Here is a 25,561-nt window from a genome sequence, read left to right on the forward strand (position 1 = left end):
CTTAACCTCTGTTTGAAATGGAATGATTACTTTCTTTTTCCCTTTTAAGCTGATTCATTTTTGCCAGAATCATAAGACCAAAAACATTTAATTTTTCCATGTTTTCAGGAAAAGTTAATTCGATTGGCCTTCCTCTATCCGACCATTTTGCGGCAGCTTCCTGTATTTGCTTTTGGGCGAGTTTGGCTGCTCCTCCTACAGCGATATATCGGACAGCCCCTTTAATCTCTGAAGAACTGCTCCTTACCCGATCAAAATGCTCCAGGTATTTGATTGCCATCGACTTTAACTGCGGCAAAATGTATTTGCTTATATCCTTCCTGACCCCGGCAAAAGGCTCGACATACCATCCTGAAGGTCCTTCTGCCAATTTCTCCTCCAGTTCGGCACGGGAATCAAACCGGTACATTTCCTTTTTACTCACCCTTTGAATGATGTGATCCAGAAACTGGTTGATCCCGAAAGGCTCCCCCTCTACAGATGCGACAGGCTTATTATTTTTTATTCCCACAAAGTCGACTGAGTCTCCTCCAAGGTCGCCAATAATGATTCCTTTTTGTGATTCTTTAACAAGCTCTTCATCCTTGATGCCCAAGGTTTCCTGATCTCTGGTTAATCCCAAATAGGCACACGCACCTTCAGCACCGACAATTACATCATGGATGCTGACTTTAACAGTTAACTCCTTTGGCTCAGATATTCCGGGAACTTTATGAAAAATGATCGTGTGTGTTCCAGCCAATTTGTCTTTAAGGCGGGTTTTTCTCTCTTTATACTGTGTTGTTGGAAGAGATACAGCTAATTGATCAATAGAATAGGTGATTTCTGTTTCTTCGGGATGCTGAAGAGCAGCATGATAGCCTGCAAGGCCAAATAGCAGTAAATAGGTTCTGTCTTCATCAACTTTCTGGTTATTGAATGCAGTCAGGCTTACGTCCCGCTGTTTAGCCGCTCCCTTGCCGATATAGAATATTTCTCTTCGATCAACTACGGCCTGACTCTTTACCTCCACTATTAAATTCTCTTCAAACACTATATCATCGTCATCATATGGCTTTTCGTAAAATTCCGCATCAAATAAAGCAATAGCATTTGGAATCTGATATTCTGATAAAATTCCATTTTCAGAAGCTAACGCCTTATACCAGCTGTTTCCGATATCAACAGCAAGAAAATTGTGTCTTTCCATATTCTCCTCACTCCTCCTTTTGAATCTTATGCGTGATAGAAGTCCAATTGTGCCCGTACCCTTTCACATTTTATCCGCCATTGCATCAACCCTTTAAATTTCCATGTTTGTCCAATGCATTCAAATAAGGATTTGCATAGTATATCTTGAAGTAAATTTATTAAGGAGGAACAACATTGAAAAAAGATAACAAATGCGTAGATATTAATGTGTCTGCTAATGTGGGAGAGTGTGCTTATTCCCGTGGATCCACTCCTATTGCAGACGAAGGTGATGCGGTCATTAGAGTACCTGTTGAACTTGCTGTTTTGAATATTAGGACAAACCTTGCAGCAAAAATCAAGTTTCCGGAGCCAGTCCTGGAAATAAAAGATATTAAAAAGAGAGTTCAAATTGTCCAGTGCAAGCTTCTTCTTCCAGGTGTTGCAGCAGGAACGGATCCTTTTGTGGAAGGTTCCTATCATTTATTCATCAAAGGATATGTACGAAAAAATATTCAATATGCTTCACCTTGCTACAATTCAGGGGTTTGTGTGAACTCAGAGATGCGGTCACTGACAACTGATGTGCCTTTTGAATGTGTCGTCGAAATTGCAGAAGATGATTTTGATAGAACTCCTCAGCTTCCTTTCCAGAATGCACGTGCAGAATTTGATTTCTTCAGACAGCAGGACCTTGGACATGGCTATCCTGAAAAAGATCACTTCCTTTCCAGCGATCTTTCCCAGTTCCATCAGGACAGCAGCCAGTTTTACAATCAAATGCCATATTGCGAGCTGATCTCAAGCAGGATTACAGAATGGGATGAAGCTCTTGACCGCAAGCCATTCCACAACAGTGCCAACTGGCAGGAAGGAACATTCGAAACGATCTCTGAAAAAATGTTCCTGCAGTTTACTGTGAAAGTTCTTCAAAACCAGCAAGTCAGAGTAACAGCACTTTAATACAACGACTGGCAATACCTGTTCCTTTTCGGGGACAGGTATTGCTTTTTTATGTTTGTTTACTAGCATCATATTCAAAAGCCCTTAAAATGACATTCACCCACAAAATTTTCCAAACCCATTTTTCGTTTTTGCAGTTATCTGGTTCTACATAGGTAATCGCCCAAACATAGACGATTATCATGCATAGGATGTGATTATCATGATTTCAGGAGGAGCCCAAATGTCTGAAGAACATAAAGATCGAGATAAAGCGGAATGCCAGATTTCTGCTCAGAACTGTGATTGTGAAAGCACCACTCATCATCCTCATGTGAATATTGGAAAAGTTACGGCAAAGGTCCCTGTCGTTCTGGCTGAGCTATGTCTAAAAGTGAATGTTAATGCCCTAATTACTTTTCCGGAACCTGTACTGGAAATTAAGGATATCAAGAAAACAGTAAAGTTAACACAATGCCGCCTTTTATTGCCTGCTGATCAGCTATTTATTAAAGGCTTTGTCCGCAAAAATATTCAGTATGCCAGCCCCTGTCCTGACATCGAAATGCATACAGACAAAACCGTAGCATCTGATATTCATTCCTATACAGTTGATGTTCCGTTCCAATGTGTGACCGAAATTAATAAATTTCTTACCTGTCCGGTAATGCCCGAAATGAATCACCGCCAGGAATTTGATTTCCTCGTATCAAAGCCTGTACCGAGGGGATACCCCGAGAAGGATGAGTTACAATCGAGTGATCTTTCTCAATTTCATCAGAAAAGTGTGCAGCATTATAATGAATTGCCATTCTGTGAACTGGTTTCAAGCAGAATAATTGAATGGGATGAAGCGATTGACCGCCGTCCTCTGCCAAACCGCTCGCCGATCGGAGAAGGAGTATTTACCAAGGTAGAGGAAAAAATGGTTGTAGATTTGGTCATTAAAGTACTGCAAAAACAGCAAATCCGTGTTTCTTCAACCACCAATGATCACGATGACTGCTTCGATTGTGAATAGATCTCAGCATTCTCTTTTCCATTGATTGATGAGCTTTTACTATTTGACGTAAGGAGGGGACCGGTGGGGATGCTCTGCAATTGCAGCACCTTCCTATGTATATGAGTGATATGAGAAGTGCCTATAACCGGATTTATCGGATCGATGCAGATACTGGAAATCCAATGGAACAGCAGCAGTTTTTCTTTTATACAGGAAACGATTCAAAAAGCCAAAAACCAGCTGAAGCTGTAAATGAAGAGGAATCTAAAAAAGATCAAAAGGCAGCTGGGAACTCTTTTACCCGCGGGAAAACAAAGTCGTTTCCGCTTATTTTACCGCCTCCGTCTGTAGAATCGAACCAAATTATCAAAACCAGTGCACTGTCTGAAAAAGCAGCTGAAAAGGATATTACGGAGAAGGAAAGTGTACCTCTTAAAGGTAAAACTGAAATGACAAAGCCTAAAAAATTTAGACTTCCAAAGCAGCTGAATGACATGCTGACGCCCTTTACTCCAATGCTGAGCTGGTCCCCTTCTTTACCCAGTAAATACTCAAACCAGCCTGCATTCATGAAGAGCCATTTACCTGGCGGGTCTGATGAAAAAGATTCATCCCGGGCGGATGCAGAAGCAAACCAGAACGAATTTATGCCAGACGAAAAATTTCCCGGCCCAGCAGGCAATCATGAAACCAGAGTATTTGAGGAAAAAGCGGAAATGCAAGAATACAATGCTTCTGTTAAGGATCCGGAAGAAACTGATTTGACAAAGGAATTTCTTAGCATGCTGGATGGAGGCGTGATGAACGAAACAAATGAAGAAACAGAATTGAATAACAGCATACCTAAAGCAGCTAATAAGCAACCTGAGTCTGCCATGTCATTGGAAGATGAGTTTGCCGATATGCTTGACGAGTCTTCTTCAAGCGAGATTGAATCTGATTATATACAGCCCAGACAGGATGAAGCATTTGCACTGATTTTAGAATCAGGCTATGACAAGAGAGAATCTTCTGACCATGACGCTGGTAGTCATTTGGAGTGCGAAGAATCTTCATCTGAAAGAGAGCATCCTATTTTGAAGGAACAGAATGAATGTGACTTTGAAGAGAATTGGCAAGCTAATCAAGACGAAGAGTCATCCAGCTATGAAGGCGAATTCTCACTACTGCTGAAAAAAGCCTGCAGCATTCTGGATAAGGAGTGTGAAGACACTCCCCCGCTTCAGGAAAAATTCCTGGCACTGCTGGATGAATCTTCTGATCAAAGTAATAGCTGTGCTGATTTTTTGAAGGAAGAATTATTTATGGAAAGTGATTGTAAAGAATCTGAATCGGCAGCCCAGTCTGAAGAAGCCACATATAAGGAAGTTTCTTCATTGCTTGAATACTTCTCAGCTATGCTGCAGGGTGTTATTTTAAGCGAAGCATCGGAACACGAGGAAGAAGAGTCCATCAGCGAAACTGAAGAGAGAGTGAATCCTGTCTCTGACGAAAGTGAAGCTTCAGCGGAGTTAAGTGATGACCTTTTTGATATGCTGGAGGAATCCTCCTCAAGCAGCAGTCTACTGAATGAAGAAGAGCCTTCACCATGCTGCTGCGATTGTTTCCGGAATGAGCTTCAAGTCAAGCTTCCTGTCTTAATAGGAAAAGCGGACCTGGACTTTACACTATTCGATTTCTTGCCGTTGCCTATTAGGAATGGTCACATTTCAAAAATGGAATGGTCAGTGGACTCCTTGCAATGCTCTGCCATTTTGCCTTCAAAAACAATTTTCATTAAAGGAACCCTTATGGCAGACATCCTTTTTGTAACTCATAAAAAGCTGCAAAATATAAGGATGCCCGTTTCTATAGATAAAACCATAGAGCTGGAGTGGATTTCCCCTCCCCAGATGCCAGCTTCATCTAATAATAAGGAGTTTATGTTTATTCACGAAAACAGACTGGATCATCATTACGAATATTTCCAGGAATTCACAGAGGAAATCACCTGTAAATTGAAGAGTATTCGTGTTCTCTGGCATGGGGATGCAGAAGATCATCCCGGGCTGGAAATCATGGGGAAAGCCTTGCTGTCTCTGGATTTCTTTCAGGAGCAAATCATACAAATATAAAGAGGGTATCACATGAAGATACCCTCTTAATCCTTATTAGTCGTCTAATCCGTTTGCCAATTGACGCTGAGTTAATCTTACAAGCAAATTAACTTCTGCTTTTTCAGTAATCTTGTCAAATCTGCCCCATTTATCAAAATCGCTCAGAATATCCATTTGAGTAACGGAAGCATTTAGAAGTTTACACTTGATTGGCTCATTCAAGAACTCAAATGTGAAGGAGCCAAAGCTGCATCTGTCTGCACCCATGCCATTTTTTGCAAGCTCTCTGATTTCGTTGGAATTGCTGTTCTTATTGCTGAATTCCCAATCAATTTCAGGAAGGGTGTTCACCAGGGAGTAGCACTTAAATGGAACGTTGACACTATAATCTTTTACATAGCCTTCACAATCATCAACATATTGAATGTTTTTGTGAATATATCCTTCTACATAAAGCTTTACAGATGTTGGAGGTGTTTCAGGGAAACCTTCTGGAATAACTGGCACAGCTTTACATTGTGTCAGGTATACATTCTTTCGGATTTGTTTAATTTCTGTTGCATAGGATGGAAGATAGATATCTGCTTCAGTTAATGTCTGAATTGGAACATCTCCAAGGATTATTGTCTGTTCTACTCCGCCTGTATTTTCCGGAGTCCCAACATCACAAAAATGCGTATGGGATTTAGCCGTGTCACACTTCGGTAATGGAGGACATTTGTCGCTGCTTCCACAGCCATACGAATGGTTTTTCTTCATATTCTACACTCCTACTTGTTGTTTTTAGCCAAAGAAATCAGATGCTTTCCAACATAAAAAAGCTTGTTTTCTATGGCTTACTATTTTATATGCAGCTAGTCACAACAAGGAGTGGACAAGTTGAGGATGGCATTTATATCATTTTTTATGAAAATTACAAAACTGTATTAATGCCTACCTATTTACAGCTTACACTCCAATTAACGGCAAATAGATCTCTGTCTGCATGTGCATGCTTATTTGATTCTTCACACAATTCAATCACCTGCTTTAAATTGTAGTGATTGATGATTGTCAGAACTACAAGAACTGCTGCCGTTATGGTTAGGTATTTCTTCATATTTTTACTTCCTCCGCAATTATTTTCAAATTTATGGCATAATTTCTGGTATAATGGAATTAAAATTATGCAAATATTCTAACAGAAATTCATTTTATGGCAGACGAGGCGATTTTTTGTGCTGATATTCTTTAAGATTGCTGTGTGGATCATAGTCGCTTGTCTTGGGTTTTATGTTATTTCTGTCTGGCTTTGGGAAAAGAAAGTGAAAGAAAAAATGTCCGTCATTCGTAAAACCTGGTATATCCTTTATGTGCTTGGTGCGGTAATCTATTGGACAAATGAGCCTGAATCCATTTTTGACCACTGGCAGAATTACCTGATTGTCGCGATTATATTTGCCCTTGTTGATGCTTTTGTTTTTCTTGGATCATATTTGAAAAGAGTCGGAAATAATGAACTGGCAACTGACACAAGAGATTTACTAGAAGAAAACAGCGACCTGTTAAATTCACATATGAATAAGCTGAAATCGTTTCAATATTTATTGAAAAATGAACCGATTGACATTTATTATGGAAATGAAGAAGCATATCTTGCCGGAATTGAAAAGCTTTTGGCTGACTTTGCGGAAAAAATTGATATGAAGGCATCATTATGCAAATATACAACTCAGGAAGAGAAAGACCACCTGCTTGAGCACTACACCGATAAAGCCTTGATTTATAGCCGGCTCGACCGCAGGGAAGTTTATTATGATGCGGAAGAAAAACTGGCGCTAATTCCTTTTTCCATTTTCGAAGAAGATTATGTCATTAAAGTGACCTCCGGCCAATTTGTAACCGAATTCGACTATTTGCTATTCACTTCACTTATATCAATATACGATCTAATGCTCCCTGCCGAACAGGAGGACGAAGACCATGAAGGAACCAGCGGATAAGAAAAAGAATTTACCGCAGATAAATTCCAGCAGCACCATGAAAACCCTGAAGAAAAAATCCCGGATCAGCCTGCCGGGCTTTGAAGTCAGCCCTCACACCGAAAGAATATTAAAAGAGAATAAAAGATTAATAAGCGTTTATACCAAAACGAAGACTTGAGCATACTATATGGCGTGGAAGGAAATTTCTTCCGCGCCATATTCATGTTCGTGGAGCGGGGACATATACTATATTTAAAAAGGGCTGATTTCATTGAAAAAACTGACCAAGAAAGTCAAAAATGTAAACTTCCCCACCTTCTCGGTTTCCCCATACACCAAAAATCTTTCAAAAAAAACCGAAGCCGCCATACAGAATTTAAATAAGGATCTCAAGCCTCCGAAAAACAATGCTTAGAACCCCTTTGCAAATATGACGGTTATTTTATAAAAAATTTCACCTTTTTTAAAGCATCCTTTGTCGTCGGATACCGGAATGGCAGATCAAATCTGGTGGTTTGCTTCAGTATGCTTTTTTCATGTGAAAAGACATCAAAGCTGCCCTTTCCGTGATAAGCGCCAATCCCGCTCTCCCCTACCCCTCCGAAAGGAAGATATGGTGAGCTCAAATGATAAACAGTATCATTAATGCATCCCCCTCCAAAGGAAATGCTGCTTAGAATCTGGCTTTGGACACGTTCACTTTCTGTAAAGATATATAGGGCCAAAGGTTTCGGTCGTGCTGTAACTTCTCCAATCATTTTGGACAAGTCGTCATATTCAAGCACGGGGAGAATCGGTCCGAATATTTCATCCTGCATAACCTCATCATTCCAGGAAATATTGCCGAGAACAGTCGGTTCGATGCTTAGAGCGCTTAAGTCATGCCTGCCTCCGTGAATAGGAGTTCCATTGGATAAAAATTTAGCGAGTCGGCTGAAGTGTTTTTCACTGACGATTCGCGTAAATTGGCCGGATGCAATCGGATTTTCTCCATAAAGCTCCTGTATGGCCTGCTTTAGTTCTTTAAGAAATTCTTCTTTTACTCTGCTGTGAACATAAAGATAATCAGGAGCTACACATGTCTGGCCGGCATTAATATACTTTCCCCAGGCAATTCTCTTCGCGGCAAGCTTCAGGTTGGCATCTTCATGTACGATGCAAGGACTCTTACCGCCAAGTTCCAGCGTAACCGGTGTAAGATTTTTCGAAGCGGCTTCCATAATGATTTTTCCAACAGGGACACTGCCTGTGAAGAAAATATAGTCAAGCTTTTCATTTAAAAGAGCTGTGCTTGTTTCTGCATCACCTTCAACAACTGATATATACTCTTCAGGAAAATGGCTGCAGATCAGCTTTGACAGCAATGCTGAAGTTTGCGGTGTTAATTCTGATGGTTTCAGGATTGCGCAGTTTCCTGCAGCGATCGCGCCAATCAGCGGTGCTATCGCGAGCTGGAAAGGGTAATTCCATGGCGCTATGATAAGCGCAACTCCGTATGCCTCCGGATAGATATAGCTTTTTGAACCGATCTGTGCAAGCGACGACTTCACCTTTCTTGGCTTCGCCCATTTTTTCAGGTGCTTCATCGTAAAGCGGATCTCTTCAAGCAGAATTCCGATTTCGGTTAAATAGGCATCGAATTCACTTTTATTGAGATCAGCCTTTAACGCATCCATTAATTCCTGCTCATGCTGTTTTATGACTGTACGCAGCTTGCTGAGGGCTTCCAGTCTGAATGAGATATCCTTTGTTTTACCTGTGGTGAAGAAGCTTCTTTGTTTTTGGATGAGATCGCCGTAATTTTCCATGAATACCTCCAAATGGGGTTTTGTTTATGGATATAGTATCATTTTGGCGGGTGTAAATACACTATTAGGTATGTTATTCAATATAAAAACACCCGGGTTTCCGCGGGTGGCAGCCTTACAAATGAATTGGTCCCTCTGGTCCCACTGGTATACCCAGCAGATACCAGACGATAATCAGCAGGATCCAGAAAATCCCGAAGAATATGGTGTAAGGGAAAAGGGCTGAAATCAACGTCCCCAATCCCATGTTTTTGTCATACTTTTTCGCAAAAGATAGCAACAAAACAAGATACGGCAACATTGGGGTAATCGGGTTCGTAATGGAATCTCCTACCCGGTACAATGCCTGTGTGAAAGCCGGATGGTAATCAAGGAACATGAACATCGGAACGAAAATAGGTGCAAGGATGGCCCATTTTGCTGAGGCACTTCCGATTAAAATGTTTATTAAGCTGACAAACAAAATAAACACGATGAACAGTGGAATTCCTGTGAAACCAATGGATTCAAGGAAATCTGCCCCTTTAATTGCGATAATCGGACCAAGATTGGAATCTCCGAAATAAGCAAGGAATTGAGCGGACGCAAAAACAAGAACAATGTAAGGCCCCATTGTGCTCATTGCTTTTCCGGTCATTTCTCCAAAGTCTTTCGAAGTTTTGATTGTTCCTGCTCCCATTCCATAGAATAATCCAGGCAGCAGGAAAAAGATTGTCAATAAAGGGACGATCCCATCCATTAAAGGCGAAGCTTCAATGATGGAGCCTGTTTCCGGATTTCTCAGAATTCCGTTTTCAGGAATGATCATGGCTAATACAGCAACAAGGAAAACAACTGCAGAAATCCCGGCCCATTTAAGACCGCGGCTTTCTTCTTTTGTGACAGTTGTCATCATGGTTTCCATTTCACCCGTATACTTGCCAAAACGCGGAATAGTAAATTTATACGTTACCCAGGTGGAAACAGCCAGTAAGAAAAATGTAGAAACGGCTATAAAGTAATAATTCATTGCCGGATTGGCTTTGTAATCAGGATTTACGGTTTGTGCCCCTGATTCTGTAAAGCCGGCCGCCAGTGTATCAGTCATCCCAATCATTAAGTTGGCAGAGAATGCGCCGGTCGTAGAGGCATAAGCAACGATCAGCCCCACCATCGGATGGAAACCAAAGGCCATCAGAACCGCTGCTGCGATTGGCGGCAATACTACCTGTGTCGCATCTGCAGCAACATTACCGACAATGGCGATTAAAATGATGCTTGGGATAATGATTTTTTTCGGTGTGGCAACCACCGAGCGCTTCATTAGCGCATCAAAAAATCCGCTCTGTTCAGCCAGTCCTACTCCAATCATCATCACTAATACCATTCCAAGCGGAGGAAACTCGCTGAAGTTTTTTACCATGCCGGTTATAATATCGACAAGGCCTGCACCATCCAGGAGGTTATTCGCAACTACAGTCTCACCTGTTACCGGATGGGTTGCGGATAGCTTGAACAGCCCGGCAATGAAGGATGCGCCAAGGATAATTCCGCATAGGATAAAAAACAGGACAATAGGATCAGGAAGCTTATTTCCTGCGTATTCAATCGAATCGAGCATCCGGTCAAAAAATGTCTTTTTATCTTTCCTGCTAGTCTGTGCCATCAAACCCCTCCTTTTCTGGTTTCAGATAAAGTAAGAGCAGATAGCACATGAAACTTTAAACCATCCTTCATTGCCTCTTCATCAAGATCAAACTTAGGATGGTGATGCGGGAAGGTAATTCCTTTTTGATCATTCCCTGCCCCAATCATGATATAGCACCCGGGCCTAACCTCGCTGAAAGCGGAAAAATCCTCTCCGCCAAGCATGGGGTCAATCCATTCAATGTTTCGGTCCGTAAACTGAGTTTCTAGTAAATTTGTAATCTCTTTCGTTAATTCTGCGTTATTTACAACAGGGTTGTAGCCATATGTATATTCAACCTTTACTTCTGCACCATGTGCGCGGGCAATTCCTTCAGCTGTTTCGCTGATTCGTTTTTTAACCAGCTCACGAGTTGTGTTGTCAAGCACTCTGACTGATCCGCCGATTTCCACAGTATCAGGGATGACGTTAAATGCTTCTCCTCCATGGAATCTGGTAACAGAAACAACTGCTGAATCAAGAGGACCTACGGAACGGGCAACTATGTGATTTAAGCCCGACACAATTTGGGCTCCTGCTGCTACCGGGTCAACCGTCAGTTCCGGTGTTGATGCATGTCCTCCCTTTCCCTGAACAGTAATTTCGAAAATATCACTGGCAGAGGTAATGGCGCCATCTCTTATGCCGATTGTACCGAATGGAATCGTGGCCATTAGATGCAGGCCGACTACTTGATCGATGCCTTCCATAACACCCGCAGCAACCAACTCCCTTGCTCCTCCGGGAGGAAGTTCCTCAGCATGCTGAAAAATGAATACGATTTCCCCACTGAGATTCTCTTTATCTTCTGTTAGCAATTTAGCTGCTCCAAGAAGCATGCTGGTGTGAGCATCATGGCCGCAAGCATGCATGACACCGGCATTTTTAGAGGCAAATGGCAAGCCGGTTTTTTCCCCAATTGGCAGTGCATCCATATCCGCACGAAGTGCAATTACTCTGCCAGGCTTAGATCCTTTTAATCTCGCAAGCACACTTGTTTCAGTCGGCCTCGATAAATCAAGACCTCCAAAGCTCTCAAGTTTTTTATAAACATAGTTTGCCGTATGTACTTCCTGAAAGGATAATTCCGGATTTTCATGAAGATAGCGCCGCCACTCGATGACTTCGCTGTATACTTCATCAACTTTTGTTAGTATCTTGCTGACATCCATCTTTTCCACTCCTATATAACGTCTAATTAACGCAAATACGTTAAATCTAATAATATAGAATTTATAGAAATTTTTCAATAAATATTCATTCATATTTTTTTCAAATAAAAAAACAGCACATTATTTATGGCTGTTTTCCTGTTTAAAACAATATAATTTCATCGGTCTGCCTTTATCATGGCTTTTGGTCTCACCTATTTCTACAATGAGGCCAGCTTTGCGCAGTCCCTGAAGGATCCGCTGTGAGTTGCGGTTACTCATGCCCAGCTCGAGCGCGATGTCCCTGGAGGTAAAAGTATTCCAGTTTTTACGTTCAATATAGCTTTTAATTTTGTTAAAGAGCTGAACACTAATGTGATATTCACCCAGTTTTTTTACAAGCTCCGGCTCTGTGCTTTCACTGATATAGGAAACATTGAGCTGTTCGTGACGGTACTCCTCCACTACTCCATGTTCATCAATTAAGATTATTTTTTCATGCTTGGAGGACTTTGAGCGCTGAACGGCTTTTCTCGCATTAAACTCCGCTTTCAGGACCGAATCCCCAAAGCCAATCCCTGCTGCAATCGGACGGTTTAAATCGGATTGAATCTTTTCTATGGCTATATGAAGATTATTTAAGTGTTCATATACTTCACCGCGCGAACTGAAAATCATATAATCGCCGCTGCCGGTTTTATGAAAAGAACCATTCATACTCCTGCTTGCCCGAAGCAGGATTTCGTCCATTTTCAGCTCAGTCCATTGCATATTATACAGTAGTTCTTCTTTTTCCAATTCCGGATGTTCCGTTTCGATGAAGCAAACAGCCACTTGTGTGTTCTGATAATAATGCGCTTTTGCTTTTTCAGAAAGAGAAAGCAATGTCTGTTTCGTTTCAAGGCGGGTTGTCGTAATCCAGGAAACAGGAATTCCATGTTCAGCTAACCGGTCCTGTACAGAAGGATAGCAAGTCAGGACGCCATCTGTTTTGCCATTCTTCCAAAGTTTATAGTGATACTGGTATATATCATCCTCATCAATATCTGGCTGAAAGGTTTTTATTTCAAGGTTACTTTCCTGTACCTCAAGCTGTGATAAGGCCTCATCACTAATGTTCGCACCTTCCGGAAGGTCGACAGACAGCTTTGTTAAATTTCTGTTTTGCAATAGCAAGTTAAGGAACGATTTATATAGCCCCGTTTCTAAAAATAAAACACCGTGCAGGCTCTGATCATCGCCCAAAACCCCTTTGGCAATTGAGTAGGGAATCGGTCCGGAAAAAAGCCAGGCATCCACCTGATTTTTATGTTCCATCACAATTTTTTTTGTTTCCACTGCTTTTTGATAAGTAAAAGGATGAAACCTTAATTCCTTTTCAAACTCTTGGGCCACATCCAGGATTCTTTCCACAGACTGCTCCGGGCCAACTACGCCGATGTGATACATCTGTTCACCTCTTAATGCTTTCTATGATGATAGAATAGCATAAAAATGGAGCGTGTAAATAAAAAAGAGTCTAGGTTCCTAGACCTAAACTCTATAACTTAAACCTGCTGATCAACCCTTTCAAATCTTCCGCCATGCCCGTCAGGTGGTCTGCGGATAGGGATATTTCCTCCATGGATGCAGCTTGTTCTTCGGTTGATGCCAGTACACTTTGCGTCGCCATGGCGGATTCATTTGCCACATGGGTGATCTCATCCATGGACTGGACCATTAGCCGGGAACCGGCAGACATTTGCTGAATGGCTGAAGCGACTTCCTGCATTTGATTGGTCACCATGCTGACAGACTGACGGATTTGTTTGAAGGAATCCCCTGCACCCTTCATGACTTCCATGCCTTCTGTTACTTCATGATTGACCGTATCCATGGTTTGCACAACCTGGTGGGTTTCTTCCTGGATTTTAGAGATCAGCTGGCTGATTTGCAGGGTGGATTCTGCCGATTTTTCAGCGAGATTTCGGACCTCGTTCGCTACAACCGCAAAGCCCTTGCCCTGTTCTCCAGCCCGGGCCGCTTCGATGGCAGCATTCAATGCCAGAAGATTCGTTTGAGCAGCAATGCCGGTAATCACTTCGATAATCTTTCCGATCTCCTGTGAACGCTGGCCAAGACCTTTTACCACCTTGGATAAGTCCTGTACATTCACATGAATGGAATTCATCTGGCAGCCTGCTGTTGAAATGGATGCATCACCATGATTAGCTTTTTCCAGGGAATCATTGATTTGCTGTGTAACCTGTTCTGAATTTGCCGCCACCTGTGTCAGTGTTTCAGACATCTGCATAATCACATTTGAGGCCGTTCCTACACCGTTGACCTGATTGTCTGCCCCTGCAGCAATCTCTTCTATCACCTCAGCAATGTGACTTGTGGCCATATTTGTCTGCTGGGCGCCTGATGATAGCTGCTGGGCATATTGTTTGACTTCGTCCGAAGCGAGAACCACTTTATTGAGCACCTCCTGCCAGGCGGAGGCGGTATGATTCAATGCTGCAGCAATGGAACCAAGCTGGCCAACTGATTTCTCGTCCAGTCTTGTGGACATGTTTCCTTCTGCAAGTTCTTCAATATACGCATTGATTTTACTGATAGGTGCTATAAACTTGCGGTAATTAATAAATGCGGATAATATTCCCGCGAGTGTTCCAAGGATGACAATAAACCCGATGGTCGTCCAAAAAGCACTGCCTTTAAGCCCATTACCAACACATACTGCAATGCTGATGATCAATACAGTAGGAATAATGACGATTAAAGTACGGAGAATATAGCTAAGCTGGCTCATAAAACAGACCCCTTTATTATTATTATTTCAATAAAATAAATTCCAAATTCCTCCTATATTATCATGTTCTGCCAATAGACAATTTGATTATAGTTGATAAAAGGAAGATATATCAATATATTTTGTAGAATTATTTTTAAATAATTGAAATAGTTTGTCATTTTTCGCTATAAAAAATGCCAGCCTCCAAAGAAGCCGGCATTTCAACCAGATTATTCTGCGGCAGCAGTCCTTGTCTTTTTTTTCGCCATGGAAAGAGCTGCTGTGCCAAGAGCAATAATGATAAAAATACTTCCTGCAGCTGCGTTGTATTCAACGGAGGTTGTCTCAATCATGATGCCGCCGATCATGCTGCCGAATGCCATTCCCATGTGAACTGCTGAATTGTTCAATGTCTGCTGAATATCCGAAGTTTCCGGTGTTACTTCAATTAAGTAGCTGTGTATGGCAGGTGTTATCGCCCAGCTGAGCATACTCCAAATGACTACTGTGAAAAGGAATACCGTCAGGGAAAAAGCTGCAAAAGGCAATGCAAAAAGTGTAATTCCGAACATGGCCACAAGCGTTAAAATAACCGATTTTGCACCAAAACGGTCTGCCAGATGGCCGCCAAGGCCGCCACCGATTACCGCCGCAATCCCGAAAATCAGGTAGACCATACTGACCCAGTTTCCATCAAGACCCATATTCATCTTCAGGAAAGGTGTCAGGTATCCGTAAAAAGCTAAGTGGCCTGTCATTAGTAAAAAGGATGTTATCTGTATGAGCGCTATTTTCCTGCTTTTCAGCGTTTTAAGCTGTACGCCAATCGGTACAGCCGGCTTTGGAGCAACCTTTCCAAGAAAGAAGTAAACCCCTGCCATTGATAAGAGTGTAAGTACTGAAATCAGTACAAAGGGAGCCCGCCAGCCAAAAGCATTTCCAAGCATTAATCCAATGGGAACACCAAGTACAAGGGATGCACTGATTCCCATAAAGACGATGCCAATCGCACGTGCACGATATTCTTCTGAAACGATGTATGATGCCATTGTCATGCACAAGGCAATGAGCAGTGAGCCGCTTGCTGCCGAAAGAATTCGGCCGACTAATAAAACACCGTAAAATGGGCTGAATACAGCCACAATGTTCCCAGCCAAAAATACAGCCAATGATATCATCATTAAACGGCTGCGTTCCATTTTAACTGTCATCGTGAGCAGGACAGGCGCTGAGATGGCAAAGGCAAGAGAAAATACTGTAATCAACAGACCTGCCTGCCCCAGGCTGACACCCAGATCTGAAGCGACAAGATCCAGCAGTCCGCCTATAATTAATTCCACCATTCCAACGACAAATGATATGATTGCCAATAAATAGATGCGTTTATCCAAGCTGAACTTCCTCTCTATTATCCTAGCGATTATCTTCATTTCAATAAAATAACATCTTAACACATCTGATCGTGCAAGCTCAAAGGATAGAATAATCTAAAAATAAAAAGTGCCTTTATTTTAATAAAAATCATTTATTGGGAAAAAATAAAAATACCTCCCTAGGACAACTTCCATAATTTACATGTTTGAATATAACAGTAAATTAGGAATGTACTAACAAATACTGTAAAGGAGTTGATTCATTTGTTGGACAATCAAGCAAAGAAAGGTCATACTTTATCCCCTCTGACCCCACCTGAGATAGAAGAAATACAGCTGGCCGGTACAACTCCTATTGACACAAATGCCATCAAAAGCATGGAACCTGAATTCGATCTGACTGGAACCGTTTTAAACGACTATAATTAAGCGACAATCCCTGCGGGTCTCCAGCAGGGATTTTTTTATCGCAGTCTAACGGGGGATCCAACTGCCCGTAAAGGCCCGATTGGTTCAACTAACAATCAGCGGGGAGAAAAGCACTCCCCGCTGATTGAAGTTTCACTTTATGGCAAGTTTGTCCGGGAGTATGCATATGCATGTAATATTCCTTGTGATTTTAGCTGGGAAAATAACCAAATGGAGCAGGATTATGATTTATTTATTAGTGGTTATTTTCATCATTGTTCTTGTCATGCCTTTTCTATCTGAGTTTGTGGAAAAAAATCTGGAGATGTTTTTATTTGTAATGGGGCTTTCAGCAGCGCTCGCAAGCGGAGTTCTAAACAGCGCTCTTTTTGTACAAGCCGCACAGGAACCTGTAAAAATTACGCTCGCTGTCTTTATTGCGGGCCTCTTGTTTAAATGGTTTCAGGCAAATCTGGAAAAAAGCATCCTTTCAGTAAGCCGGCGTATGCCGTTTCGGTTATTTGCAGCATTGATTGTCATTTTCCTGGGATTAATTTCAAGTGTTATTACCGCTATTATCGCTGCACTGGTTCTTGTGTTAATTATTAGTGCCTTAAGGCTTGATAGAACCTCAGAAGTCAGGCTGACAGTGCTCGCCTGCTTCTCGATTGGCCTTGGCGCTGCATTGACACCAATCGGTGAACCGCTTTCCACTATTGCAATCAGTAAAATGAAAGAAGACTTTTTCTTTTTGATGGAATTGGTTGGACCGCAAATTATCATTGCCCTCGTGTTTTTCGGCATCATGGCAGCGATAGCTGTTAAACCGCCTAGTTCCGGCAAAGCTTCCTTTACCAAGAAGCCTGCCAGTGAAAACTATGAAGAAATCTTTGTCAGGGCATTGAAGATTTATTTTTTTGTCATGGGTCTTACAATGCTTGGGGCCGGTTTTGAACCGCTGATCAATCATTTTTTAATCGGTTTAAATCCGCTATTGTTATATTGGATCAATATGATTTCTGCTGTCCTGGACAATGCCACCCTTGCCGCGGCTGAAATCAGCCCATCCATGGATCATTTTACTGTTCAATCTATTCTTCTTGGACTCCTGATCAGCGGCGGAATGCTGATCCCCGGGAATATTCCCAATATCATTGCTGCCGGTAAACTGCAGATTACGAGTAAAGAGTGGGCCGTATTCGGAGTGCCTTTTGGATTGGTCACGATGATTGGATATTTTATGCTTATTTTATTCAGCGGGAATTGAAAGGGCTGCGTGCAGTCCTTTTTTATTTATCTTTTTGTTTACATAACATTATTATTCTCTACTTAAAAGAAGCTGTATCTCACAGCTTCCAGTTTTCATATTCTATTGATTTTCATAATGGCCGCTATGTTTCTCGCTGTTCTTTCCATATAAAGTGCTGCTTTCTCAAAGGCATCCGGAAGGGTTATCACGCCAGGAACTATGCTGAAAAGCGCATCAATACCATGTTCATGGATGATATGGCTGTCGTCTGATAAGGAGCCTGCAAGACCGATTACTGGTATTCCGTGCTTTTTTGACGCTTTTGCCACCCCAATTGGCGTTTTTCCATAAATCGTCTGGCTGTCAATCCTGCCTTCGCCAGTAATGACAAGGTCAGCCCCTTTTACTTCTTCCTCAAATTTCACCGCGTCAAGGACAATATCAATTCCTCTTTTTAAGTCAGCATTTAAGAAAGCGAGGAGACTTCCGCCTAGTCCTCCTGCCGCTCCAGCCCCCTCTGTATCGCGGAACGATTTGCCGAGTTCATGTTCAACAATATCTGCAAAATGGCCCAGATTCCGGTCCAGCAGCTGTACCATCTCAGGTGTCGCCCCTTTTTGCGGGCCAAAGACAGCAGATGCGCCTCTTGGACCAGTTAATGGGTTATCAACGTCACAGGCTGCTTCGATATGGACATTCCGCAGCCTGGAATCAAGCTCTGAAATGTCAATGGCTGCAAGCTGTGCAAGCGCCCCTCCGCCCGGGCCGATTTCGCTGCCGGTTTTATCAAGAAGTTTTCCGCCCAATGCTTGTATCATTCCGGCTCCGGCATCATTTGTCGCACTTCCGCCGATACCAATTATGATATGCTGAACTCCTGTGTCCATTGCGGCAGCGATTAATTCCCCTGTTCCCCGCGTTGACGTCAGCAAGGGATTTCGTTTTTCTGGAGGAACCAGATGCAAGCCGGATGCAGCGGCCATCTCAATGACAGCTGTCTTACCATCCCCCATTAAGCCAAAGAATGCCTGTACCGGTTCTCCCATCGGACCCGTGACAGTACGCTCAATCATTCTTCCGTATGTTGCATCTACAAGCGATTGGACCGTTCCCTCTCCTCCGTCAGCCATCGGCATTTTTTTGTATTGGGCATCGGGAAAAATCGATTTAAACCCTCGCTCAATGGCATTCGCTGCCTCAAGTGCCGATAAACTCTCTTTAAATGAATCGGGCGCAATAACTATTTTCATAACTGATCTCCCCCTTCTTTAGCCAAAAAGCTGAAAGACTCCAAATATCAGAGTTGAAATAACGGCAAGAGTTAAACCGATAAGCGATTCATATGGCATAAGCTTCAAACGTTCCTTCATATCCATATTAACGCTTCCTGCGGTTGCATGGAAAAAGCTTCCGTGCGGCAAATGGTCCAATACTGTAGCCCCAGCATGAATCATGGCTGCTCCTGCTAAAGCTGAGATTCCCAATCCTAAAATCGTGCTGCCAAAGACTCCGCTTGCCACCGCAGTGCCGGCTGTAGTGGATGCTGTTGCAGCTGACATGAAAATACCTGAAACAGGCGCCAGCAGATACGCTGGAAGACCTGATGAAGTTAACACATTGATGATCACATCTTTTAAGCTTGAGTTTGCGATGATTCCAGCCAGGGTCCCTGTTCCAAGAAGCATGATGGCGACGCCTGACATCTTGTTTAAACCAGATATTGCGTACTCATTGATTTTTCTTGTCTTTTTCATGGCTATGGCCCCAATGATTCCTCCAGCGGGAAGTGCCACCATTGGATCAATATTGATGTCAAATATCGGGCGAAGCGCTAAAAGAATAATAGTAACGAGCGGCGCAATCATCGCCGTAAAAAATAATGGCAGCTTTGTATGACTGTTTGCTTCAACTTCGCTTTCTGAGATCAAAGAACCTTTATTTACTAGTTTTTTAGCAATAAAATACGTGACAGCAAGTCCAAATATGGCCGGGATGATCCCTGCCGCCATAACCGATGTAAGGGGTACACCAAATGCATCTGAGGCAGCAATGGCATTCGGATTAGGGGACATGATGTTTCCTGCTTTCCCTCCGCCAATCATTGCCAGCAATATGGCTGTTTTGGACAGTTTCGCTCTTTTCGCGATTGCCAGGGCGATTGGTGATACGGTTATGACTGCCACATCAACAAATACACCGACCGTTGTCAGGATCATCGTTGCCACCGCTAAGGCAAGGAGCGCTCTGGTTTCTCCGAACTTTTTGACTATTGTTTCGGCAATGGATGAAGCGGCGCCAGATTCTATCAGGACACCGGCCAGTATGCCGGCTGCCAGAATTCTGAGCACCGCCGGTATGATGTCCTTAGCCCCTTCCATCATTAAATTCACTGTGTTCGTGATATCCGCCCGCCGACTAAGCCGCCAATTAAAGCACCTGCGACCATTCCATAAGCAGGCGGAACTTTTTTCAAGATTAATAGTATGGCAATGACTAAAGCTGTGATCGCACCTAAAGCGCTTACAGTTGCATCCATTATGAGCCCTCCCGTGATGATTTGCTTATGTATCCATTGTAAGCGTTTGCGAGAAATGTTTCATTGTGTATGCTGATGAAAAGAAGCGGTCAGAATATTACTATGATTGTGCACATGCACAATCATTCATGCGTTTTGATTAATTTCGCTACGTATAGTTCAAGCATCATCTTCACATTCCGCGGGTCTCTTCCAGTTATTTCTGTTATCTTATCCAGGCGGTATCTCAGAGTATTTCGGTGGATAAATAAGTGGTCTGCTATTTTGCCAAGATCCCCTCCTTCTTTCATAAAAACATCAAGAGTATGTGCCAGCTCCCCTTTTTTATCCTGCTCCACAAGCCGGTCATAGAAAGAGAGTGTGTCTGCATCCTTCAGGTCAAGCATGGATAACTCCACCTCGAGCCAATAGTTTTCATAGCTGTAATAGTCATCATCAGGCTGAAGCCTTGGACCAAGAACAGCAAGCTGCTGTGCCTGCCGAAAGGAGGACTTCAAACCGCTTATGTGCACCGATGTCTTTCCCATTCCAACTGTCGCTTTCTTTCTTGAAAGATCGGCAATCCTCTTTAAAACAGCATTTTTTTCTGAATGCTGTCCTGCTTTTAAAATGACAATTTCATTATTGAAGGTAATCCCGGTAAGATCCTGCTTCCCCAATTCAAACTGGATGTTATTGATCAGCTTTTGATTCATGGTTCCAAGTTCTTCGTACAGCTTGAGAACAATCACGGTTCTCGGGATATTCAGGTCATATCCCTGAAATCCTGCCCGCTCTTCTAACCACGTTTCATTGAATGGTTCTTCAGAAATGAGGATGTTCACAATTTCACTTTGAAGCCTCTGCTTCCACTGAACTCTTTCCAGCAAAAAAGACTGTTCTAGCACGAGTTCCGCTGCCATTTTAACAAGCTCGGCATAATTTCTAATTTGTGGGGGCTCACCTGTAATGCCGACTACACCAATAATTTCATTATGAAAACGGATGGGCAGATTGATTCCAGGCTTAGCCCCTTTAAGCCCGGAGGCACTTCTTTCATCAATTTCCACACTTTCGCCTTTTTCCAGGACCAGCAGGGCGCCATCATGAACCTGATTGATCCTTTCCTTTTCACCTGATCCGATAATAATGCCTTCTTCATTCATAACATTTATGTTTTTGTTAAGAATTTTCATCGTGCGCTCTACTATTTCCTGAGCGAGTTCATAGGTTAAAAAATGCACCTTACACGCCGCCTTCCTGATTCATTACTAACAATGTATCATAGTGAATATGCACATTAAACAAAATAAAAAACCGTGTGCCAGGACACGGTTAAGAAGTTGATTATGCTAATGACTGCAGGTAAGTCCATTTGCGTTCTCTCTCATCCTCTGAAAGGCGATAACGGTCATCCAGGAGTTCGGCAAGCAGCTCATTTTTTTCCGATGGAGGGATAGAAATCTGTTTAATATAATCACGGCATTTTCCCAGAAATTCTGAATATCCTGTCCAGCTTTCATCATATTGTTCTTCCAGCTGTTTTTTGAGCATCCGGGTCAGCTTCGGGCTTGCACCATTTGAGGTGACAGCGATTTGAAGAGGACCGCGCCTTACAGCTGCCGGGAAGATTACATTTCCTTCTCCTGCTTCATCGACCACGCAAACCAGCTGACCTGAATTCAGCGATTTAGCAAGTGCATGGTTAGCTTCACGTTCATTTGTGGCTAAAATAGATAAAAAAGCATTTTTAAAGTCATCGGGGGAAGCTTCCCGCTGTATGAGTTTATAGCCTCTTTGATGAGCTAAATGAAGAAGCTCATCTGAAAAATCAGGAGCAACAAAAGTGATATGGGCATTTTCTCCATCTAGTGTTTTAGCCTTTCGAAAAGCAATTCTGCCTCCGCCAGCAATCACGATTCTCTTGTTGGTTAGATCAATGAATAACGGCTGCATTCTCATTCACCTCTCCATTCGCTTTTTTAGCGACCAGGTTTTGAATTGCCGCATGTTTCCCCAGCGTATCAGTAAGATTCACAGAGTATCCTGCCTTTACTTTCTTATTTACCTCTCTTACTACCTCACTTAGCAGAAGCCCGGAGAATAATAGATAAGGGATGACAATCACATTGCCTCTTGCCTTTTGGCATATGGAGTTAAGGCCATCCTGAAAGGACGGAGCAGCTGCAGCCAAATAGCAGACCTGCACATCTGTCACACGGAGGCGTTCGCTGATTCCGTTTTTGATAGAGTCAAAAGCTCTAAGAATGGAAGGATCACTGCTGCCTCTCCCCACAATTAAAACAGAATCTAAAGGAGATATTGGCTGGGCATCTGCTGTAACAAGCTCTGCAATGGCGTCTAGAATAGTGTCCTGGACTCCAAATGGGTCCGCCATTTTTACGATGATGCCATGATATTTTTCTATTAAAGGAGCAAGTTCTTCAGGAATATCCTGCTTGATATGTCCGGCTGCAAGTAAAAATAGAGGCACAATGACAATTTCTGTGGCTCCTTCCATGACACAGTGTTCAAAGCCTTCCTTAATATAAGGCTCAGTTAATTCCAGAAAACAAAGCTTTTGAATGGGAGCATCGACTTTTTTCATAACACTTTCGATAAAAAGGTTAGCTTCGGCAGCTCCTTTTTTGGAACGTGTGCCATGGCCGATGTATAGGATCGCTTTCATTCGTTAGGCTCCCTCCTTTTTTAAAACCGCCGTTTATCCTTGCACAGCAGGCAGATGTGGTGCAATTTCCTCTTCAAACCAATTAATTTTATGGTGCATGGCGACAACATTCCCAATGACGATCATGCTTGGATTCGTGATGTTTGATTCTTTCACTTTGTTCTCAATAGTAGCAAGCGTGCCCGTAACGGTCCGCTGCTCTGAAAGGGTTCCCCAGTGAACGAGGGCAATCGGTGTTTGAGGTGATTTCCCGTTTTGAATAAGGTTTTTCACAATATTAGGCAAATGGGACACACCCATATAAACACAAATCGTGTCGACTGCATGTGCCAGGTGGGCCCACTGGTGCTCAGCTTCTTCGTTTCCTGCCTGGTGTCCTGTGACAAATGCGAAACTTTTGCTTAAGGTCCGGTGTGTGACCGGAATCCCCGCATAAGCAGATGCCGCGATCCCTGCAGTGACTCCGGGCACAATTTCAAATGGCACATCCTGATTGGCACACTCTTCTGCCTCTTCCCCGCCTCTGCCGAATACAAATGGATCTCCGCCTTTCAGCCGGCAGACCTGAAGACCTTTTTTCGCATATTTGACGAGCAGATGATTAATGGTTTCCTGTTTCATCACATGATGATTGGGGAGCTTGCCGCAATACACCAGCTGGGCTTCTTTTTTCGCATAATTTAATAGTTCACGGTTAACGAGACGATCATAAAGAACGACATCTGCCTCCTGCAGGCAGCGCATTCCCTTAACAGTCATCAGGTCCGGGTCACCCGGTCCGGCACCTACTAAAAAAACTATTCCCGTCATACTCATGCCCGCCCTTTCTGTAATGTCTTATAATATATGCACTTTAACGCTTTTCCTAGGCTGATAATCTAATTGTTTTCTATAATACCATTTTTCGGGGTGAAATAGTAGGAATTATTTTTCAGAAAAGGAGTCTCCTATTAAAAGAGACTCCCGGTTCTTATAAAATATTCTTTTCCCGCAGATGGGCTACTATCTGACCGACTGCTTCTTCTACGGTGTAGTGGTCAGATCTGACCGTAATTTCAGGGCTTTCAGGTGCCTCGTACGGGGAATCGATTCCTGTAAAGTCCTTAATTTCCCCGCGTCTGGCTTTTGCGTATAATTGCTTTGGATCCCGCCGTTCGCATTCTTCGAGCGGACAGTCAATGAAGACTTCAATAAATTCCCCTTCTTCAAACAGCGCCCTGACAGTTTCTCTATCCGACCGGAAAGGAGAAATGAACGCTGTTGTAACGATCTTTCCGCTGTCCACAAACAGCTTCGCGACTTCCCCAATGCGCCTGATGTTTTCATTTCTGTCTGCCTCTGAAAAGCCAAGGTCTTTATTCAAGCCGTGTCTCACATTGTCGCCGTCGAGGACATATTCATTGATGCCCTGGCGGAACAGCTCGTGGGATACTGCATTTGCAATCGTTGATTTGCCTGAGCCTGATAGGCCGGTAAACCAGAGGACCACACTTCCATGGCCGTTCTGTGCCCGTCTGTCTTCCTTCGTAATCGCCGAATCATGCCAGGTGATGTTTGTTGCCTTTGTCATTTTAACCGCCCCTTATACCGTTTCTTTTTCTCTCATGCCTTCTATTAACACCTCGACAACCTCTTTGCGGCTGAAAGTGGATGGCGGCAGCTCCCCATTCCGGAGCATTTCCCTTACCTTGGTGCCGGACAGAATGACGCGGTCTTCTTTGCTGTGCGGGCAGGTTTTATCAGATGCCATGCCTTCGCACTTATTGCAGTAGAAGCTGTGTTCAAAGAACAGCGGTTTGATGCCAAGCTCTTCTTCTGTAAAATGGCTGAAAATATGCTGGGCATCATATGTGCCATAATAATTGCCTACACCGGCATGGTCTCTTCCAACGATGAAGTGTGTGCAGCCGAAGTTTTTCCTTGCAATCGCATGGAAGATCGCTTCTCGTGGCCCCGCATATCTCATGGCTGCTGGATAGACAGCCAGCTGTGTGCGCTCTTTTGGATAGTAATTTTCCAAAAGGACCCGGTAGCTCCTAAGACGGACATCTGCAGGAATATCATCTGATTTTGTTTCGCCGACAAGCGGATTCAAAAACAGTCCATCCACCGTTTCCAGCGCAGCTTTTTGAATATATTCGTGTGCTCTGTGCACCGGGTTTCTTGTCTGGAAGCCAACCACTGTTTTCCAGCCTTTTTCTTCAAACAGCGCCCTTGTTTCTTTAGGCTCGAACCATACATCCTCTGCTACACCTTTGCCAGGTTTTTTAATCAGCGTAACCTCTCCGGCAGCATAAACCGGACCGCGTTCAAAAAGCCTTTTCACACCGGGATGTGCCTGCTCCTCCGTTTTGTAGACTTCACGCGCCTCTTTGCTCAGGTCCGGCTCATACCATTCTGATACCGTGATGACTCCGTATACTTCACCTTCGTGAACCAGCTTAAACTTTTCACCGGCTGCAAGCTCTTTGGCTTTTTCCGCTTGAACAGGGAGTGTAACAGGTATGGACCAAATCGTTCCGTCTGCCAGTCTCATTTTTTCAACAACAGATTCATAGTCTGCTTTAGCTAGGAAACCTGTCAGAGGACTGAATAAGCCAACACCTATAAGTTCCAGATCACTCAGTGCGATGGCATCAATTAAGATTTCTTTTTCAATTCCTGTCAGGTCATAATTGGGATTGTAGCTTTGAATTAATTTTCCTCCATGAGGTTTCGGCAGAGCCATTTTTCATCAACCTTTCTTTTTAA

The 25,561-nt window shown here is 43.0% G+C and carries 23 protein-coding genes and 1 pseudogene; 7 read left to right on the plus strand and 17 right to left on the minus strand.

The features are described 5' to 3' along the window. Window position 1 precedes the first annotated feature (1 nt). Window positions 2-1,189 (minus strand): ParM/StbA family protein, encoded by a 1,188-nt coding sequence (locus tag BK139_RS07975; RefSeq protein ID WP_076257825.1) that lies wholly within the window; start codon window positions 1,187-1,189, stop codon window positions 2-4. 176 nt (window positions 1,190-1,365) lie between these two features. Between BK139_RS07975 and BK139_RS07980 the strand changes: the two genes are divergently transcribed. From BK139_RS07980 to BK139_RS07990, 3 genes are all read left to right on the plus strand, one after another. Continuing rightward, a complete protein-coding gene (locus BK139_RS07980) occupies window positions 1,366-2,133 on the plus strand; it encodes a CsxC family protein (RefSeq protein WP_076257826.1) in 768 nt (255 codons plus the stop codon). A gap of 223 nt (window positions 2,134-2,356) precedes the next feature. Beyond that, complete coding sequence (locus BK139_RS07985) at window positions 2,357-3,133, plus strand: CsxC family protein (RefSeq protein ID WP_076257827.1); 777 nt, start codon at window positions 2,357-2,359, stop codon at window positions 3,131-3,133. Window positions 3,134-3,213: 80 nt separating this feature from the next. Then, the gene (locus BK139_RS07990; RefSeq protein ID WP_076257828.1) at window positions 3,214-5,229 is read left to right on the plus strand and encodes a hypothetical protein; all 2,016 of its coding nucleotides are present in this window, start codon (window positions 3,214-3,216) and stop codon (window positions 5,227-5,229) included. A 36-nt stretch (window positions 5,230-5,265) separates the two neighbouring features. Here the strand turns inward: BK139_RS07990 and BK139_RS07995 are convergent, their stop codons facing one another. Both BK139_RS07995 and BK139_RS23890 read right to left on the minus strand, forming a co-directional pair. Further along, window positions 5,266-5,970, minus strand: a complete 705-nt coding sequence (locus tag BK139_RS07995; protein ID WP_076257829.1) for a CsxC family protein — start codon at window positions 5,968-5,970, stop codon at window positions 5,266-5,268. A gap of 178 nt (window positions 5,971-6,148) precedes the next feature. Then, complete coding sequence (locus BK139_RS23890; RefSeq protein ID WP_175609078.1) at window positions 6,149-6,310, minus strand: hypothetical protein; 162 nt, start codon at window positions 6,308-6,310, stop codon at window positions 6,149-6,151. 118 nt (window positions 6,311-6,428) lie between these two features. Here BK139_RS23890 and BK139_RS08000 point away from each other — a divergent pair, with 118 nt between their 5' ends. Continuing rightward, window positions 6,429-7,193 carry a type II toxin-antitoxin system SpoIISA family toxin gene (locus tag BK139_RS08000; RefSeq protein WP_076257830.1) on the plus strand — a complete coding sequence of 255 codons (765 nt, stop codon included), beginning with the start codon at window positions 6,429-6,431 and terminating at the stop codon, window positions 7,191-7,193. Beyond that, on the plus strand, window positions 7,174-7,353 hold the full coding sequence (locus BK139_RS08005) for a type II toxin-antitoxin system SpoIISB family antitoxin (RefSeq protein ID WP_035329945.1): 180 nt from the start codon (window positions 7,174-7,176) through the stop codon (window positions 7,351-7,353). Before BK139_RS08000 ends, BK139_RS08005 begins: the two co-directional genes overlap by 20 nt. Before the next feature lie 259 nt (window positions 7,354-7,612). Here BK139_RS08005 and BK139_RS08010 read toward each other — a convergent pair whose 3' ends face one another. The 6 genes from BK139_RS08010 to BK139_RS08035 all read right to left on the minus strand — a co-directional run bounded on the left by BK139_RS08010 (window position 7,613) and on the right by BK139_RS08035 (window position 15,967). Further along, window positions 7,613-8,983 carry an aldehyde dehydrogenase gene (locus tag BK139_RS08010; RefSeq protein ID WP_076257831.1) on the minus strand — a complete coding sequence of 457 codons (1,371 nt, stop codon included), beginning with the start codon at window positions 8,981-8,983 and terminating at the stop codon, window positions 7,613-7,615. A 115-nt stretch (window positions 8,984-9,098) separates the two neighbouring features. Continuing rightward, the gene (locus BK139_RS08015; protein ID WP_076257832.1) at window positions 9,099-10,628 is read right to left on the minus strand and encodes an AbgT family transporter; all 1,530 of its coding nucleotides are present in this window, start codon (window positions 10,626-10,628) and stop codon (window positions 9,099-9,101) included. After that, window positions 10,628-11,821, minus strand: coding sequence for an amidohydrolase (locus BK139_RS08020; RefSeq protein WP_076257833.1), 1,194 nt, complete (start codon window positions 11,819-11,821; stop codon window positions 10,628-10,630). The genes BK139_RS08015 and BK139_RS08020 overlap by 1 nt, the downstream gene beginning before the upstream one ends. Before the next feature lie 120 nt (window positions 11,822-11,941). Further along, the gene (locus BK139_RS08025; RefSeq protein WP_076257834.1) at window positions 11,942-13,249 is read right to left on the minus strand and encodes a hypothetical protein; all 1,308 of its coding nucleotides are present in this window, start codon (window positions 13,247-13,249) and stop codon (window positions 11,942-11,944) included. Between the two features lie 91 nt (window positions 13,250-13,340). Then, window positions 13,341-14,594 carry a methyl-accepting chemotaxis protein gene (locus BK139_RS08030; protein WP_076257835.1) on the minus strand — a complete coding sequence of 418 codons (1,254 nt, stop codon included), beginning with the start codon at window positions 14,592-14,594 and terminating at the stop codon, window positions 13,341-13,343. 212 nt (window positions 14,595-14,806) lie between these two features. Continuing rightward, window positions 14,807-15,967 carry an MFS transporter gene (locus BK139_RS08035; protein ID WP_076257836.1) on the minus strand — a complete coding sequence of 387 codons (1,161 nt, stop codon included), beginning with the start codon at window positions 15,965-15,967 and terminating at the stop codon, window positions 14,807-14,809. Between the two features lie 246 nt (window positions 15,968-16,213). Here BK139_RS08035 and BK139_RS23895 point away from each other — a divergent pair, with 246 nt between their 5' ends. Both BK139_RS23895 and BK139_RS08040 read left to right on the plus strand, forming a co-directional pair. Beyond that, window positions 16,214-16,378 carry a hypothetical protein gene (locus tag BK139_RS23895; protein WP_175609079.1) on the plus strand — a complete coding sequence of 55 codons (165 nt, stop codon included), beginning with the start codon at window positions 16,214-16,216 and terminating at the stop codon, window positions 16,376-16,378. Between the two features lie 223 nt (window positions 16,379-16,601). Beyond that, a complete protein-coding gene (locus BK139_RS08040; protein WP_076257994.1) occupies window positions 16,602-17,624 on the plus strand; it encodes a DUF1646 family protein in 1,023 nt (340 codons plus the stop codon). Window positions 17,625-17,719: 95 nt separating this feature from the next. On the opposite strand, the gene BK139_RS08045 is transcribed toward BK139_RS08040, so the two are convergent. The 8 genes and pseudogenes from BK139_RS08045 to sat all read right to left on the minus strand — a co-directional run bounded on the left by BK139_RS08045 (window position 17,720) and on the right by sat (window position 25,538). Next, on the minus strand, window positions 17,720-18,856 hold the full coding sequence (locus BK139_RS08045) for a glycerate kinase (RefSeq protein WP_076257837.1): 1,137 nt from the start codon (window positions 18,854-18,856) through the stop codon (window positions 17,720-17,722). An 18-nt stretch (window positions 18,857-18,874) separates the two neighbouring features. Further along, window positions 18,875-20,142: pseudogene (locus tag BK139_RS08050) on the minus strand (GntP family permease). A 122-nt stretch (window positions 20,143-20,264) separates the two neighbouring features. Beyond that, entirely contained in the window at window positions 20,265-21,365 is a 1,101-nt protein-coding gene (locus BK139_RS08055) for a sugar diacid recognition domain-containing protein (protein WP_076257838.1), read from the minus strand. 103 nt (window positions 21,366-21,468) lie between these two features. Then, window positions 21,469-22,077 (minus strand): precorrin-2 dehydrogenase/sirohydrochlorin ferrochelatase family protein, encoded by a 609-nt coding sequence (locus BK139_RS08060; RefSeq protein ID WP_076257839.1) that lies wholly within the window; start codon window positions 22,075-22,077, stop codon window positions 21,469-21,471. Continuing rightward, window positions 22,058-22,810: a sirohydrochlorin chelatase gene (locus BK139_RS08065; RefSeq protein WP_076257840.1), complete on the minus strand. Its 753-nt coding sequence runs from the start codon at window positions 22,808-22,810 to the stop codon at window positions 22,058-22,060. The genes BK139_RS08060 and BK139_RS08065 overlap by 20 nt, the downstream gene beginning before the upstream one ends. A gap of 33 nt (window positions 22,811-22,843) precedes the next feature. Beyond that, window positions 22,844-23,620 (minus strand): uroporphyrinogen-III C-methyltransferase, encoded by a 777-nt coding sequence (gene cobA, locus BK139_RS08070; protein ID WP_076257841.1) that lies wholly within the window; start codon window positions 23,618-23,620, stop codon window positions 22,844-22,846. 160 nt (window positions 23,621-23,780) lie between these two features. Further along, on the minus strand, window positions 23,781-24,380 hold the full coding sequence (gene cysC, locus BK139_RS08075; RefSeq protein ID WP_076257842.1) for an adenylyl-sulfate kinase: 600 nt from the start codon (window positions 24,378-24,380) through the stop codon (window positions 23,781-23,783). 12 nt (window positions 24,381-24,392) lie between these two features. Then, the gene (gene sat, locus BK139_RS08080) at window positions 24,393-25,538 is read right to left on the minus strand and encodes a sulfate adenylyltransferase (protein WP_076257843.1); all 1,146 of its coding nucleotides are present in this window, start codon (window positions 25,536-25,538) and stop codon (window positions 24,393-24,395) included. Window positions 25,539-25,561 lie beyond the last annotated feature (23 nt).

The organism is Paenibacillus sp. FSL R5-0490 (assembly GCF_001956215.1).
Lineage (GTDB): Bacteria > Bacillota > Bacilli > Bacillales > Cytobacillaceae > Cytobacillus.